The sequence below is a fragment of the Saliniradius amylolyticus genome (assembly GCF_003143555.1).
In the GTDB taxonomy this organism is placed as follows: domain Bacteria; phylum Pseudomonadota; class Gammaproteobacteria; order Enterobacterales; family Alteromonadaceae; genus Saliniradius; species Saliniradius amylolyticus.
The window spans coordinates 216,008-231,951 of the sequence record NZ_CP029347.1 but is presented as its reverse complement, the minus strand read 5'-3'; the positions used below and the strand labels follow the sequence as shown (position 1 = coordinate 231,951).

General features: G+C 52.8%; 13 protein-coding genes. 2 read left to right on the top strand and 11 right to left on the bottom strand.

The window, feature by feature from the left end; genetic code table 11:
• Positions 1–76 precede the first annotated feature (76 nt).
• The 3 genes from HMF8227_RS01155 to HMF8227_RS01145 form a co-directional block, all read right to left on the bottom strand.
• Positions 77–934 (bottom strand): carbon-nitrogen hydrolase family protein, encoded by an 858-nt coding sequence (locus tag HMF8227_RS01155; RefSeq protein ID WP_109338432.1) that lies wholly within the window; start codon positions 932–934, stop codon positions 77–79.
• 192 nt (positions 935–1,126) lie between these two features.
• Entirely contained in the window at positions 1,127–1,801 is a 675-nt protein-coding gene (locus HMF8227_RS01150; RefSeq protein ID WP_204101017.1) for a C39 family peptidase, read from the bottom strand.
• Between the two features lie 65 nt (positions 1,802–1,866).
• Positions 1,867–4,350 carry a TonB-dependent receptor gene (locus tag HMF8227_RS01145; protein ID WP_109338430.1) on the bottom strand — a complete coding sequence of 828 codons (2,484 nt, stop codon included), beginning with the start codon at positions 4,348–4,350 and terminating at the stop codon, positions 1,867–1,869.
• A gap of 141 nt (positions 4,351–4,491) precedes the next feature.
• Here HMF8227_RS01145 and HMF8227_RS01140 point away from each other — a divergent pair, with 141 nt between their 5' ends.
• Positions 4,492–5,385, top strand: coding sequence for a LysR family transcriptional regulator (locus HMF8227_RS01140; protein WP_109338429.1), 894 nt, complete (start codon positions 4,492–4,494; stop codon positions 5,383–5,385).
• Positions 5,386–5,390: 5 nt separating this feature from the next.
• Here HMF8227_RS01140 and HMF8227_RS01135 read toward each other — a convergent pair whose 3' ends face one another.
• Entirely contained in the window at positions 5,391–6,161 is a 771-nt protein-coding gene (locus HMF8227_RS01135) for a hypothetical protein (RefSeq protein WP_162558443.1), read from the bottom strand.
• A gap of 23 nt (positions 6,162–6,184) precedes the next feature.
• Positions 6,185–7,618, bottom strand: coding sequence for an amidase (locus HMF8227_RS01130; RefSeq protein ID WP_162558442.1), 1,434 nt, complete (start codon positions 7,616–7,618; stop codon positions 6,185–6,187).
• 193 nt (positions 7,619–7,811) lie between these two features.
• Between HMF8227_RS01130 and HMF8227_RS01125 the strand changes: the two genes are divergently transcribed.
• Entirely contained in the window at positions 7,812–8,327 is a 516-nt protein-coding gene (locus HMF8227_RS01125; protein WP_204101016.1) for an NlpC/P60 family protein, read from the top strand.
• Positions 8,328–8,334: 7 nt separating this feature from the next.
• Here HMF8227_RS01125 and HMF8227_RS01120 read toward each other — a convergent pair whose 3' ends face one another.
• From HMF8227_RS01120 to HMF8227_RS01095, 6 genes are read right to left on the bottom strand one after another with little or no spacing between them, the layout of a single operon-like run.
• Positions 8,335–10,185: a M1 family metallopeptidase gene (locus HMF8227_RS01120; protein ID WP_162558441.1), complete on the bottom strand. Its 1,851-nt coding sequence runs from the start codon at positions 10,183–10,185 to the stop codon at positions 8,335–8,337.
• Positions 10,163–11,017, bottom strand: a complete 855-nt coding sequence (locus HMF8227_RS01115; protein WP_109338426.1) for a LuxR C-terminal-related transcriptional regulator — start codon at positions 11,015–11,017, stop codon at positions 10,163–10,165. Before HMF8227_RS01115 ends, HMF8227_RS01120 begins: the two co-directional genes overlap by 23 nt.
• A complete protein-coding gene (locus HMF8227_RS01110) occupies positions 11,014–12,249 on the bottom strand; it encodes a Zn-dependent hydrolase (RefSeq protein ID WP_109338425.1) in 1,236 nt (411 codons plus the stop codon). Before HMF8227_RS01110 ends, HMF8227_RS01115 begins: the two co-directional genes overlap by 4 nt.
• Positions 12,246–13,160, bottom strand: a complete 915-nt coding sequence (locus HMF8227_RS01105) for a dimethylarginine dimethylaminohydrolase family protein (RefSeq protein WP_109338424.1) — start codon at positions 13,158–13,160, stop codon at positions 12,246–12,248. The genes HMF8227_RS01110 and HMF8227_RS01105 overlap by 4 nt, the downstream gene beginning before the upstream one ends.
• Before the next feature lie 3 nt (positions 13,161–13,163).
• Positions 13,164–14,585, bottom strand: coding sequence for an aldehyde dehydrogenase family protein (locus tag HMF8227_RS01100; protein WP_162558440.1), 1,422 nt, complete (start codon positions 14,583–14,585; stop codon positions 13,164–13,166).
• A complete protein-coding gene (locus tag HMF8227_RS01095) occupies positions 14,572–15,747 on the bottom strand; it encodes an MFS transporter (protein ID WP_109338422.1) in 1,176 nt (391 codons plus the stop codon). Before HMF8227_RS01095 ends, HMF8227_RS01100 begins: the two co-directional genes overlap by 14 nt.
• Positions 15,748–15,944 lie beyond the last annotated feature (197 nt).

Below are 15,944 nucleotides of genomic sequence, written 5' to 3'. Positions count from 1 at the left end.
TGTTCTTTTAATTTGCTTAAGGCTGACTGTAGAAAAACTGACCACTTGCCCGTTAGAGCCAGTTATCAACTTTGCATTAGGCCAGTTTGGAGCCTGGTTTTCTGAGTGGCCCCAGATTATCCAGACACCCGGAGCGTGCGCCTGCCTGATATTGGGGGTAGTCGATAGGGTGATCTCTAAAGCTTTTCAGAGGCTGGCCCAGGCTGTTCCAGCCCGTCTCCCTGACCCGGCGAACATAGTTCATATCAATATCCATCACCATTACATCTTGCTCGGCACCCGACTGATGCAGTGTCTCGCCACCTGGGCCAGCGATAATGGACTTTCCGACGCCCATAGGAGCCGCCGCGTTGACATCAAACAGATAACATTGGTTGGTCGCGGCACTGGCCTTAGCGATCGACAACTCCACGTCGCGATCCACGGTGTTAGTCAGAGTGGGGTGCAGAATCACCTCAGCCCCCTGCCAGGTGAGAGCCCGGATAGTCTCGGGAAACCACATGTCGTAGCAGATCGACAGACCAAAACAGCCCACGCCCGGAATATCGAATACACACGCCTCTTCCCCGGCAGAAATGCCCTCTTCATAAGGTAAGAATGGGAACATCTTGCGATACCTCGCCACCACTTCCCCTTGCGGTGAAATTGCCGATGCAGTGTTGTAAACCCGCTCGTCGGCGCGTTCAAATAGGGAGCCGGTAATGAGCCACAGGTCGGTTTCTGTGGCCAGCGTCCGATATTTCTCTTCCATATCACCGGGCAGTGTTTCGGCAAAGCGCGGTGCGGGGCCGAACGTCGCCAGCTCCGACAGCATCACCAGGGTTAAATGAGGAAAACGCTTCTTCACCGAGCGTACCTGACTGGCGATAGTGTCGAAATTATTGGTATTCGGGGGGAGGGCTAACTGTAAGCCGGCCACTGTAATTACACTCATCCATTGTCTCCTGTCAGCCCGAAAAGGCATATTACAATGAGACCAGCTTAGGCATGAGTGATTAAAAGCCATAGGTCCAGTTTTTGATTACCGCTGGCACCAGCTGCCTTATGTGTGCTGACAGGCCGTGGATATAAAAAAGCCCGCTCTCTGGCAAGAGCAGGCTTTTTATGTCTGTCGAACTCTCAGAGATTACTCGTAAATATGTAACCAGAGATCATCGCCGGTGCCATTATCATTAATGGCATGCTCAAACGCGGCCTTAGAATATTTCTGATCTTCGCCAGACACACTGGTGTCATAACTGCCCCACTTTTCTTCGTTCCATCGTCCATTAGGGTCATTGACAATATAATGGCTTCCATCAAAGCCCTTCACCATTACAATATGACCGGATTGAGTAAACCAGCCATGAATAATAGCCAGTTTGCCCGATGTTACCGCCTCTCTGAGCTGCTGAATGGTGCCCGTAGTGGTACTCTCTGCCCGCTTGTCGCTACCTGCACGCCGGGCTATTTCATTGAATCCCCATTCCAGAGCTGGAACATCCTGAAGGACCCCTCCTAACTGGTTAAACAGGTAGTCCGGGCTTCGGCCATTCACAGAAGGGTCCGTAAAGCCAAAATAATCCGTCACCATTGCCAATGAGGTGAGAGAACAGGTTCTCTCTGGTTCATGCGCGTTATTGGTTTGTTTCCAATAAGGAATTTCCTTACCGGAGAGAACTGCCCCGGGGTTATCTTCGGAACGACTCTCGGTTTTTCTGAGGGGTTTATCTTCCTTCACCACATTTTGCTGGGCCTGTACGGGTAAGAGAAACAGAACTCCCACAGCCAGTGTCGTGAAAACTGTCGTCGCAATAGTCATAATCATTCGCCTTCATAAAAGAAAAAACCAGCCCCAAAATTGAGGCTGGTCGGTATTACAAGGGCTTAGTAGTAGCTATAAGACAGATTCAGACCAATGGTTCTGGGCTGAACGAAGATGGTTCTCCAACCGTAACCCACACTGGTTTGCCCCGAGGTTTCCGCACGTTCGTCGGTAAGGTTTTGCACCCACAGTGACACCTTCCAGTCATCGCGCCCATAGCTGACGCTGGCACTGTAGGTGGTGTAGGAGTCTCGACTGTAGACGTCTTCATCGGGGAAGTCCTGACGACCACTGGGTGTTTCCCCGACATAACGGCCATCAATGTTGGCGGTCATGTAGCCTTCATCAAAGTCCTGCTCGTAGGAGAAACCATAGTTGTGGCGCCATTCTGGGGTGCCACCCAGATTACCGCCGTCTTCCCAGCTACGGCACTGAAGGTCCGCATCGGGAGCATTGGCCACAGGAGCAAACACGCAACGCTCAGCGGTTTCGGTCCACTCCCCTTTGGTTTTCGCTGCGGCATAGCGGAAGGTCAGGTTATCGGTAATCCGATACCGTGAGCTTAATTCAAAGCCCTGTGTTTTAGCATCCGGTCCATTGGTGGTGCCGTTCAGCGGGAAAATACCATTCAGTGTCTGTGAGAAGTAGGTCTGAACATTATTCCAGTCAATGCGATAGACGTTAGCTTGCAGGTACAAATCACGGTCTAGCAGAAATCCTTTGATACCCAGCTCATAGTTGTCGGTAGAGTCTGGCTTATAATTTTGCGCATCGTCGGCCACCTCCTTGTCAACGGTATTGCCGTCTTGATCGACGGTGGTGTCATCTTTAAAGCCATTACTGCCACCGCGACGGAAGCCTTGCGAGAACGTAGCATAAGCCAACATATTGTCGGTCATTTGATAAGACGCGTTGAACTTGAAGAAGGACTCATTACCACTGGCCTCGGAATCCGAACGACTGTCAGTAATACCGGTGTAATCCACGATGGTGGGTTCATTACGGTCTTCGTAATCAAAGAACCGTGCACCCGCCGTTAAATCCAGCTTGTCGGTGACCGCATAGGTAACTTCACCGAAAATGGCGAGCTCTTTGTAATTATTATAGAAATTCTCATGGTAGCCTTCATCGGTCATACCCAGACGGGAATCACCGTACCATGCCTCTCGATCAAAGCCGTAGAAGGCGTTGGTGGCCGCGTCGAAGCCAGGCACAAACTCGGAGAAAATCAGCCGCTTCTCGGTATCAGTGTAATAAACACCCGCAATCCAACTTAACGGCCCTTCCGTCGTAGAGGTCAGACGCGTTTCATGATTCAGGCCCTCATGAGTGTTGTCATAAGTAATGTAGGCCGAGCGATCGATATCACCTAAGCCCAGGCCAGGCACCCAGCCGTAATAGATTTGCCCATAACCAAGATAATCAGCCTGTCCCTCGCGGGTATCCTTAAAGTAAGACGTGCTGCTGTGCAAATCGGCAAAGCTCAGTGTCCAGTCGAAATCGATGGAGTCGAGACGAAATTCCCGATCCGAGAACTCCTCGTAGGTTGAGACAATGGTGTGGTCGTTAACCTGAAAAGGTGTATTGTAACGGTCGTATTTGTTATCACAGGCATCCCCCGTCAACCCTTCCAGTTCACAGGCCTCACCAACCGGATAACGACTCGCACCCCGTGTACCGTGAGCCATCTGGTCCTGCTGAATATGAGTCAGAGTGACACGGAAATCTTCATCAGGCTGCCAGCGCAGGGCAATTTTACCACTGGTAGTTTCTTCCCAATCATCGTCTTCATAAAGATTCTTATTGGGATTCGGGTCAGGTGTCAGACGCTCGTCCTCATCGAAATACACCGGATTCGCGATACGATCCACATAACCACTGTCATCCAGGTGCGCCACAGACGCCCGCAGGGCCAGCGTATCCGTCAGAGGGACATTGACCACGAAATCGGTGTCATAGCTTAAATCGCCGTGTTTGGTCTGAAACAAGCTGGCGTTAGCGTCGAAGGTAAACATATCCAAATCAGGCTGATTGGTAATATACCGAATGGTGCCACCCAGGCTACCACCACCGTATAACGTCCCCTGAGGTCCTAATAGTTTTTCCACCCGATTCACATCTTTGATGCGATAGGCGATGTTCGGCAATGGTGTGTCATCCAAATAATATGCCACGGTGGTGCGAACAAACTGCTCCAGGTTATTCGCATTTACGGGGGACACATTCAGGCCACGCACAGTGACCGACTCTGCCAGACGATTGTTATTGCCCGGTGAACTGATGGCGACAGAGTCGGCAATCAAATCTTTAATATTAGTGATGTTTTTACGGCGCAGTTCAGCCTGACCCACAGCAGTAATATTCATCGGGATTTCATTGGCCGTGGTCAGACGACCACCACCAGAGACCTGAATAACCTCGATATCCTGTTCTTTCAATTTATCTGATTTCTTTTCGTCTTCTGATGCTTCCTGAGCGAAAGCCGCACCTGTAAACAGGATACTGGATACCAAAAGAGCGAGCGGGCGTTTATTTGTAGTTATCATGATGGTTCCTCAACACGTTGCTTGCTTATTCCTGCACTACAGCAAAATGCGCAGATATTTTATTCTTTTCATCTTGTTGAACCTCATATTCATCAATTAGTATGGTGGTTAAAAGTTATTTACTATCGGTTGAGGCGATATATGGAATTCTCTCTGGAACAACTCAGAGCTTTTATGGCCACAGTTGAAGCAGGCAGTTTCTCTGGTGCGGCGCGCAAATTGGGCAAGGCTCAGTCGTCTATTAGCGGCCTGATCGGCAACCTGGAAATCGACGCCGGCTTCGATCTTTTTGATCGCTCCTCCAAAACCCCCAAACTGACGGCGGAAGGGCTGGCATTGATGAATGACGTCAAGGCTGTCCTCAAGAGCCACCGGAACCTGTGCTACCGCGTGGATAACCTAATGGACCATGTAGAAAGTGAAATCAGCCTGGCCTATGACGATATGGCCATTCCGGATTCACTGATGCTGGATGTGGCCGCCGACTTCGAGAAAGTTTTTCCACAAACCTCACTGATGTTATTGCAGGCCACCCATAAGCGGGCCTACCACCTTATTGCCGACAACAGAGTAAACGTAGCGGTCGTCATCAGCCAGGACGATTACCCTGAGCACTTTGCCTTTCGAGGCGTGGCTCAGGTCCAATACTGCACCGTCGTCGGAGTAGGCCACCCGTTGGCAAAGAGCGAGTCGGTCAGCACTCAGGATCTGGCCCAACACCGGCACCTGCGGATCACCGATACCGAAACCGGCTTTCGACGCTTCGAGTCGGACATTACCAGTAACATCTGGTACTCCAATTCTCACCGAGCCATGTTAGATCTGTTGCAGCGTGGCCTGGGATGGGCCGAGATGCCCATGCATATTGTCGAGCCACTGCTGGAAAAAGGCCAGTTGGTACGTGTGCCCACCAGTCATCAGCGGGTCACCTTCCCCCATTGTGTGGATTTACTCTGGCCGACCGAGCAGGCCTCAGGTCAATGCTTAAGTTGGTTATTGGAGACGCTGACCGAGCGTGGCCAGTCGCTCACTTAAGGGCTTTAGTCCAGCCACTGTTGGCGAAAGCGCTGAACCGATCGCGCCAAAGAGCTTAATACCGGTTTAATGGCGGCCACAGTTTGATCCGGTCCGCCAAATAGTTGCTCTGCCTGCGCCTGCGCCCCAATTTCCAATAACAACGCCCCACCCTCGGAGTGACCGACAATATGTAAGGTTTGATTGGGCTGAAACCGAATTTGTTTTTCGTAGCCGGGCCGGATGCGCAAGCCTGTATCCTCAAGCTGCCTGAGAACCTGCGTACGAAATAGCAGAGACTCCGCCAGTAACCGCGCACTGTTACCGACACTGCGCTCATCCAGTATGATCTGAGCTCCACCTTCATAGACTACTTTATCCGGCTCAATGTCGTCATAGATTTTGTCCGCATCATAATGCAGCGCCAGTATCGTCACACCCGCTTCGACGGCGGTCTTCAACACCTGGTCATAGCGCTGGTAAGCCAGTTCAAAATCGGCCTTCGTTGTTATAGGCCCGTCGACCATCTGTTCCACATTAAGGATCTGACTGGTGACGGACAACTGCGTGAACTGGCTCTGTAGTTCAGACAGTGTCGGATCGATGTAGATGCGCTCGCGTCCATCAGCACCGCCACTGGACAAGTTAAGATGCCCAGGCAGGGTATGATCGGAAACCAAAAGCACCTCCACTTCGCTGGCACTATTGCGATAGTGCTGCCAGTCATAATTAGTAAAGGGAGACTGGCAGGCACTCAACAAAGTCATACACCAACAAGCGAGTAGGATTCTTAGCATTATTTCTCTCTCCGGCTAATGGCTTACACCGCCGCCCGTGTTATCGAGTCAAAGGCCGGGAAACGCGTGTGATAAAAGTCAGCACTGAGGGTCCTGGACAGTTGCCGAGCAACAGCGAACACAGCTTGTTCCTGATAAGGCCGCCCTACTATCTGGACAGACCCGGGGATGCCATTATCACACTCTCCTACCGGCATGGTCAGAACCGGGCACTGGCCCAGGGTATTGAACGGATAGGTCATAAACCAACCTTTGTTGGGGTCCACAATCTGACCATCTACTTCAATTTGGTGACGACTGTAATCAAAATCGGCCGGCACCTGAGTGGTGCAAAGCGTCGGACAAATCAACACATCATGCTGGGCGAAAACCTGTGACAAAGACTGCCACATATGGCAAAGATACAGGTTGGCTTCCAGTATTTTTTTGGCGGTAACGGCCTCAGCATTATCCAGGTATTGTCGGAGATAGCTGGTCATATGCGCACGATTTTCCGGACGATTCCATCGTTGGGCCAAATACAGACCCATGTTGGCCCGCTGATGCACCTTAGCAGTTTCTATAACCTGTTCATCCCAGTCGAGCGTTATGTCGGTGGCGACCACGCCCGCTTGCGTTAGCTCACCAACCGCCTGCCGAAGACAACGTCGCACATCCTGCTCTACCGAATAAAAGCCAAGATCTTCACTAACGCCCACTTTTACATCTTTCAACGACACGATATCGGCTTCCTGCGGCCTTGGCACGAAAGAATGCAAATCCCCCTGATGCGGGCCACGGATGACCTGATATCCAAGCTGAATATCGTCCAGCGTCCTTGCGAGCAGACCGTGGTGGCAGTAAGGATCAATGTTATAAGGCGCGATCTCCGGCACCCAGCCATGGGCCGGTTTATAACCATAAAGACCACAAAACGCCGCCGGTATGCGTACCGAGCCACCTATATCGGTGCCGTTGGCAAAGGCCGTCATCCCGCTGGCAACCGCAATCGCAGAGCCTCCGGACGATCCTCCACAGGTCACCTCGGGGTTCCAGGGGCTGCGGCTCACTCCCCAAAGATCGGACCAGGTTACCGCCGCTGTTGAGAACTCTGGGGTAGTCGTTCGGCCATGCACTATCCCGCCAGCCGCAATTAAGCGTTCTGCGACAGGGTCGGTACTGGTTGCCACATCCCCTTGCAGCAAGCGGCTGCCATTGGTGGTTTCCTGTCCCTCAATATAGGTTTCATCCTTGATTGCAATCGCAAGCCCCTCAAGAGCCCCTGCCTGTCCGCTGGCATAAGCCTGTTCGGCTTTACTAGCCTTTGCCAATGCCTGCTCAAAAAAAGTGAAACTAAAGGCGTTCAGGCTGGGGTTCACCTTGTTATATTGCTGGATATAGTCGGTCATCACCTCTACCGGCGAGGCCTCCTTGCGGCGGTACAGCTCCACCAATTCCGTTGCGCTTAAATAATTCAATGCTCGCCCGCAGTCGTTTGAGTGATACACGCACCATATACCGACAAATAAGATTGTATAAATGAATAACTATCGCCTGGAGCGATAGTTGATACTGCCAATCGATCTATCGGTAAACCTGTGAGATACCATCTTGTTATAGGCCAACGGTCACTATAGGTTGGATGAAATACAAACAACAAGGATAAAAATCATGCTACTTCGATTCAGCATTATGGCGTCAGCATTCATCGCACAGGCTTCTCTGGCCGCACCGGCCATTAATGAAAAAATCTCCGAGGCTGCTAAACCGTGGGCTGATCAGCCATACAGAGTGGGCCAGGCGGAGCAATGTATGAACTGGACCCGGGAAATATTAACCGCCGCTTGCGGTGAACACTTTCAAACAATCTCATCAAAGAACCCCTGGGATGCCCATTTGCTGGGAGCAGGGGATGAGTTGCTGCCAGAGCACGCCGACTCTCTGGCCGCGGACGAATTTGGTCAGAAGGTTTCCAGTATCAGTGACCTGAAACCCGGCGATTTGGTGTTTTTGAAGAACACCTATGGGAACTGGGCCGATGGTGTATATACCCATGTGGGTATTGCGACTGGTGACGGTAACTACATACACCGGATGACATCCAACAAAGGCATCGTGCGTGTTCAGCCTATCCCAGAGGCCGACTTTGCAGCAGGCATCCGCTTAGATGAGGACTTATGCAAGTAACCAAAGACTAATTTGGGTACCACCGGTTATTTTGCCGGTTGGTATCCGGTATCTTGCGCTGAGGATCCAACACCGCACCGGACACATCTCCCTGGGCCGGTAATGGCAGCTTCAGCCTGTTCTTCCCCTCCCATTGAGAAGGGGAAATAATACGACGCTCAATCCGACCGTCCTGCCACAAAAGGTTCACCTCTACCGGAGCTAATAAACCGCCTCTATTCTCAATGATAAGTTGCGGCTCTGGCTTTGAGGTCATACCGATAACCGCCAGATCCAGATGCTGATGACTCTCCAACCACGGCAACCAGAACCAGTCCAACGCTTTATTCGTGTGCTGTTCAACAAAGTGGATCCAGTCGGCAAAATAGGCACGCTTCCCTCGCCATTGGCGGATGAATCGGGTTAGCAGGCGATCAAATTGAGCTTCACCCAAATACTCTCTCAGCAAAACATGGCTTACGGCCGGTATATGATAGTGGGCATCCAGTTTCTGTGTCGATGATAAGGCATCAGCCTGAGTGACCGGCGCCGTATAGTGGGGCTGTGCCATCACCTGGGCGGCCGGATCCGCAAAGCCGTAAAAGCTCTGAAAATCCCGGCTATAGGCCTGTTCGGTCATAAAGGCGATGAAACTGGTCAGCCCTTCATCGAAAAATCCCTGAGCTCGCTCATTGGTATTCACCAGCATCGGAAAGTACACATGCGCCACTTCGTGGATAATGCCACCAATCACATCATACTTCTGAGTTCGACTGAAAGGCGGCGTTTCATCACCCTGTTGATCCGGGCCCCGAAAACCAACCCAGGTGATGCCGGGATACTCCATACCCAATCCGGCAATATTTACAACGGAATATTCTGTATCCGGAAAGGGGGCAATCTGAGCGTCCATAAACTCTACCGCATGACTGACCGCCTGCATGGCGTATTGCTGCCACAGATAACGGCCATTGTCTGGGTAGTAGACGTTAATTGCCGTCTTGCCGCCTTGCGTGGCGATTTTTCGTCGTTCCCACACCCAGTTATTGCTTAAGGCAATGCTAAAGTCCCGCACATTCTTTGCCTCAAAACGCCATTGCCGCTGCTCGGCATCCCCGGAGAGCGCCGCTCTGATAAACTGAACCTGCTCACCGGCGTTCCTGTATTGCTTAAGACCTTGTTCAGAAAGCACCTGATTGGCGTTCGTTAAATTGCCTGTCGCAGCCACCAGCATGTCACCAGGTGCCGTCACCGTGACCTCATAATTGCCGGTCTCCAGGTGAAACTCTCCATTACGGCCAAAGGGTAGACGCTGCCACCCCGTACTACTGTCATACGCCAACACTCTTGGGAACCATTGAGCCAATGCCATTGCCAGACTGCCATCGGCAAAAGTTTCAAACCCCGCTCGAGGCTTCAGGGCGTGTCGCCGGTCAATCAGTTGCAAGTCCCAGCTGAGTCGGAATTGGCGTTGCTGCCCAGCAGGCAATGGCTCATCCAGTGTGACCCGATAATAGGTGCTATGACGCATTACACTCAGTGGTTTTGCCTCACTTGTCACGGTGAGGGCTCGGGTGCCCGCGAGACGCCCATTGACCTCAATGCCTTTGTCACGAAACAGTTGCTGAGGTAACTCCAACCAAAGCTCAGACAATGCCTTTGGTGAGTTGTTGTGGTAGGTCAGAGAGCCCACGCCAGTCAGTGACCGGCTCTCGGGGTCTACCGTCACCGATAATGTGTAGTCTGCCTGTTGCTGCCAATAGTCTGCGCCGGGAATGCCCTGCGAATTACCGTTTTGCCACGCTGTCAGAGACTGTGCAGCAACCGAACCGCTCAACAACAATAACAGTAAGTAGCTAACTGATTTTCTTAACCTCACCACGGTGCTCCAGATAGGACAGAACGGGATCCTCAGTAATCGGGTGCACGGCGCCAGCCAATATATCGATAAACAGCGCCAGTAACTCCGGTTGCGAGCCAATACCCAGTTTGACGTAAATCTTTTTGCGATGCATTTTCACGGTTTCCAGACTGCACTCCAACTGTCGGGCAATGGTCTTGACCGGATAGCCTTGCAGCATCAACAGCACCACCTCATGCTCTCTGGGGGTACAGACGCTGCTGGCAAATAGACGTTGAAAGTCATCAATTAGCACCGCATGGCGGCGGGCATCCAGGGCCTGAGGTGAATTTGATTGTGTCAGGCAGCCCTCATGTTCCACCACCAGTTGGTCAATCAGGGGGAACAACTCGTGCAACTGTTGAGCGAGCTCTGCGGAGAAGCCCGCATTATCCTCGAAGTTGGCAAACTCGATATGAATAAAGCCCGATTCTGTTTGGATCAGGTAACCCATCTCATCGACAACTTTAAGATAGCGAAAGTAGCTGTTGTAATAGTCCTGAAAGGCACGTTCACCATCTTCAATCAGCGCCTGCAAACGGAAAAAACCTTGCTGCCCCTGATGAGCGCCTGCCTTATAAAACGGATCCAACACATAGGCCTTATCAAGATACAGAGTCAGATTGTCTCCCTCGGAAGCCTGACTTTGCCATCGAAGTTCGGGGGGCTGCTCGGTATTAAACCTGAGGATCAGCAGTTCATCGAAATCGCCCAGTAACTGCAATAAACTGGCTAGGTGTGGGTAAAACTTTGGCCCTCCCACTGAGCCAGACAAGCGAAGTAACTGCTCACTCCAAATAGCGAGATTCATTGCTCACCAGCCTGACTCAATATGGCACGCAAGAGCACATTGGCCCCGGCCTTTGCGTCCTGTGGTTTAATGTTTTCAGCCTCATTGTGACTGATGCCCTTTTCACAGGGAATAAAGATCATTGATGTGGGCGCGACGCTGGACACGTAAACCGCGTCATGGCCGGCACCGCTGAATAACCGTTTGCTTTTAAGTCCCAGCTCGTCTGAGGCGCGTTGCACCGTTTCAACACACTCAGATGCAAAACTCACCGGTGGGCTGAGCCATTCATCGCGAATTTCAGCTCTGACCCCTGCAATTTCTGACACCTCGTTGGTAAGCAGGCGAAATGCCTTATCCATTTGTTCCAGCACATTGGCATCCGGATGGCGCAGATCCACCGTGGCGGTGACTCGCTCGGGCACCGTATTGCGTGCACCTGGATAGGTTTCAATACTGCCGAGAGTTACTCTGGCCCAAGGCCCATGCTCACGCGCCAGTTCATAAAGCTTTGCGGCAATGCTGGCGTAGGCCAACACCGGATCTTGTCGGACGTCCATAGGGGTAGGACCGGCATGCACCGGCGCACCCGTCAGAATAAGGTCATACCAACGCATTCCCTGCACCCCCTCAACAACGCCAATCGGTGTCTTAGCCTGTTCCAGAATCGGTCCTTGTTCGATATGCAGCTCAAAAGCCGCCTTAATCGGATAAGGCTGACAGGGTTGTAATGCGTCATACCCAAGCGACTTGATGGCTTGTTTTACCGTCGTCCCAGTGCTGTCCGTACGACCAAGACCGTACTCAAGTGAAAACGCGCCCGCCCAGACTCCAGAACCCAGCATAGCAGGCGAGAACCGGGCACCTTCTTCGTTAGTCCACACAGCAATATCAATGGGGTGTGTGGTGTCTATCTGGTGGTCATTTAAGGTGCGGATAACTTCCAGTCCCGCCAGTACGCCATACACACCGTCAAACTTGCCGCCGGTGGGCTGAGTGTCCAGATGACTGCCCGTCAACACCGCTGGCGCGTCAGGTTGAGTACCGGGCCGGCGCACAAACAGGTTACCCATTTCATCCAACCACCAGTGGCAGCCTGCTTGTTCACACCAGCGTAAAAAGAGTGCTCTGCCCTGTTGATCTAACTCCGTAAGCGCCTGGCGATTGCAGCCGCCTTTATCCGTGGCACCGATCCCGGCCATTTGCATCAGCGAGTCCCACAGACGCTCCCCATTGATGGTAACGGCACTCATGCGACACGCTCCCGCCGAAGTGGCTGACACATACAGTGGACACCGCCACCGCCAGAGGTAAACATGGATAAATCCGGTGTCAGTACCGTCAAACCATGGGCGCGGCATTTGTCGATAAGTTCGGTACTGGCGGCGGGCACCATCACGCGATCGTTGCCCAAGGCCACAACATTGACACCCAGCTCCAGTACCGACCGGTAGGAAATATCGATAATTTCGATGTTACGCGCAGCAAACCAATCCAGCAGTTCATCCTCCACCGCTTCGGTGCAGACCGCGGCCAACTTGTCGCTGAGCATGGCCACTAACACATCCAGGTGTAAAAAATAGGGATCAAACTGATAGGCATGAAATTCCCAACCCTGGGCTTCAACCCAACCTTGCACCTGACGAAGCCCAGCTTCGCTGGTGCGCTCACCAGAATAACCACACAGTACCGCGCCGGGTTCCAGCACCATAAAGTCACCGCCTTCAAAACTGCCCGCAGTAACAATATCGAACAACGGGATATCCATGCGCTGGTAGAACTGCAGCACCTGATTCCACTCACCTCGACGCCACGGACTGTAAAGCTGGGTGATAATCGGTCCCCAAGGCGTCATGACTGATGAGTCACGGGCGTATAGCTGATAGGGCAGGTTTTCATCGGCCATCAGAATATGCGGCTTCACACCAGCATCACGGTACATGGCCAGCATCGTTTGGTATTGATCTTTTGCTTTAGCCTGATCATAACTGCGGCCAAGGCGCATGGCGCGCCGCGCCATGGCATTCCCGGTCTGCCAGCGATAATGATCCATAGGGCCGATCAGTACGTCTTTCAGCACCCCGTATTCCGAGTCCATGCCCCAGTTGGACAAGGGTGAAACCATGCCCATCTCCTGACGACGTTTAAACACAAATTCGCTCATTGGTTACTCCATGATCACGGATTGCAACTCAAGAAATTCGTCGATGCCCTCAGGGCCGAGCTCGCGTCCGAGTCCCGATTGCTTAAAACCACCAAAGGGCACATCGTTACGCATCAACGCCTGGTTTAGATAAACCTGACCGGCACGTAACTGTCCCGCGATGCGACTCGCCTCTGTGGCGTCGTCGTGCCATACCCTCGCACTGAGCCCGAATGGGGTGTCATTGGCAATGGCGATGGCGTCATCAATCGAACTATAAGGTATGAGGCACAGCACAGGACCGAAGATTTCTTCCCGGGCAATGCGCATTTGATTATGCACATCGGCAAACACGGTGGGACGGACGAAGTACCCGCCCTCAAGATTCTCAGGCAAAGGAGTCAGACCGGCGATCTGCCTTGCACCTTCCTCCCGGCCTAACTCAATATAACGCTGAACCTTCTGATACTGACCTTTGCTGACCAGCGCACTTAAGACAACATCGGGCGTGTCAGGGAGGCCTATATTGATACTGTCTGCCGCAGTGGCAGCGAAGTCACATGCCTCGGCGTATTGCTCTTCATGTACCAGCATTCTGGTCAGGGCATTACAGGTTTGCCCGGCGTTAAGCATTACATCCTCCACGCCCAGGCTGACCGCCTCGGAAAGCTGTTCGGTAGGCGCAATCAGGTAAGGCGACTTTCCTCCCATCTCCAGACAGACTCGTTTGGTAGAGGATGCGGCAGTTTGCTGGATAGCTTTCCCCACACCGGTCGAGCCAGTAAAAGAGACCACATCCACCTCTGGATGCTGAATAAGCGCGTTCCCTACCGGGTCTCCCGCGCCAATCACAAGGTTAAACACCCCTTCAGGTAACCCCGCCGCGTCAATGGCTTCCGCCAGAATCAGGGCATTTTCCGGTGACAGTTCAGAAGGTTTTACCACCATAGTACAGCCAGCAGCCAACGCAGGCGCCACCTTAGCCACCAGTTGATGCAAAGGGTAATTCCAGGGTGTAATTAACACTGCCACCCCCTTTGCCAACCACTGCTGACGAACACCGTCTTTATCGCTACTCAGTGTCAGCTCCCGGGTCCAGGTCTCGTGCTTGGCAAAGGCATCGATGGGATCGTCCACCTGAATTTCTTCGACAAACCAGCGCGGGCAGCTAAGTTCGCGCACAATTGCGTCCACTAAATCATCCCGCCGCGCTTTGAGTTCGGCAACAATTCGGCCGATGGCATCGGCTCGCTCATCTTTCGGGGTGCTAGACCAGCGTTGAAACGCCTGTCGCGCCGCCATAACCGCTTGCTCAGCCTGTGAGGCATCGGCAAGGGTCAGCTCAGCATAAGCAGCACCGGACGCACCATGGATCAGCGTTTGCGTATTCTGGCTTGGGCTGGGTTGCCACTGCCCATTGATATAATGACGGTTAATCTGTTTCACGGCGGATCTCCTGCGCGTATTTCTGACTGCTCTGGCCGGCCCGATCCAGCAGCACCATGCTAAGCACGATCGCCACCCCTCCGAGCCAGAGTACATCTTTGACCTCTGCAAAAGTCACCACCGCTCCGGCCACGGGCGGGCCGATCACCAGGCCCACCTTAAAGGCTGATACGCAGAGCACGATCAGGCGACCAGAGCGGTCCACATCATTAAAAATGCCCATCATCACAGGGACGACAAAGCTCCACATAATCTGATACACCACGGTGGCACTGGCGTACACCCACCAGGCATGACCGGGTACCATCCAATAAAGCGCCACCAGACAGGGCAGCTGAAGCAAAGCCGTAGCCACCAAAGCCGCCCGGCGACCATAGCGCACCGCAAACGCTCCGCTGACCATCGAGCCCAGTACACTAATGGCAAACCCGGCCCCCAGAATTTGTCCGGCCTGAGCCTGAGTTAACTCAACGGCCACGGCCATGCGCTCTAGATAGGCCCAGACTGTTCCCTGAGCGAAGTAGTAAGCGACGACTCCGGCGAATACCAAAGCGGCGGCCCGCTTGCTGCCATCGATAGAGAATGTCGACACTTTGCTGGTTCGTTGATTGGTAGAATAGTTGAGCAGTACCAATAGAAAGGCAGGTAACAGACACAGGTTAAAGAACCAGAACACCCCATCCAGGCCCTTATCGTCGATGATGCCGGGAAGCACCCAGAATCCCAGCGTGCCGAACGCCACCTGTACCGACACCATGGCCGAAAAAGCCTTATCGGCGTTCCCGCGGTCGCCCAATGCCGCCAGACTGATGGCATAGGTCACACCGCAAGCAAGACCCGCGGCAAGGCGAATAAGAAATAGGATGGTGAAATCGGTCACCGCCGCCGACAGCCAGTTACAAAAGATGAATACCACCAACCCAAACAGCGTCATTAGTCGCCAGTGGACGCGCCGACACCAGAAAAATGCCGACACACTGGCGGTAAGAATCCCGGCAATATCGGCCGATGTCAGCCACCCCACCTGTGTTGGAGTGAAATGCCCCGAATCGCTGTAGGCCCCGACCATCAAAGGCATCAGATTGGTCACTGCAGCGCCCATCATGGCCACCAGCAGTAGACCGACAACGTTTATCGCATTACTGAGCCAATGCGAGGTCATCGTGTTTGCCTGCTCCAAATTGCCTCCCGTACGGGTGTAGTTTTGTATGTAGCCTCACCATGCCGCAATTTAACCGATAAGTTAAAGATAAGTACCATCGCTTTAACCGATACCTAATGGGTAACCACGTCAGTTTTCCGCGTACGCCGCCACCTGCTTCCAGGCATTCCCCAAACGGGGAATAGCCGTTTTTAGAC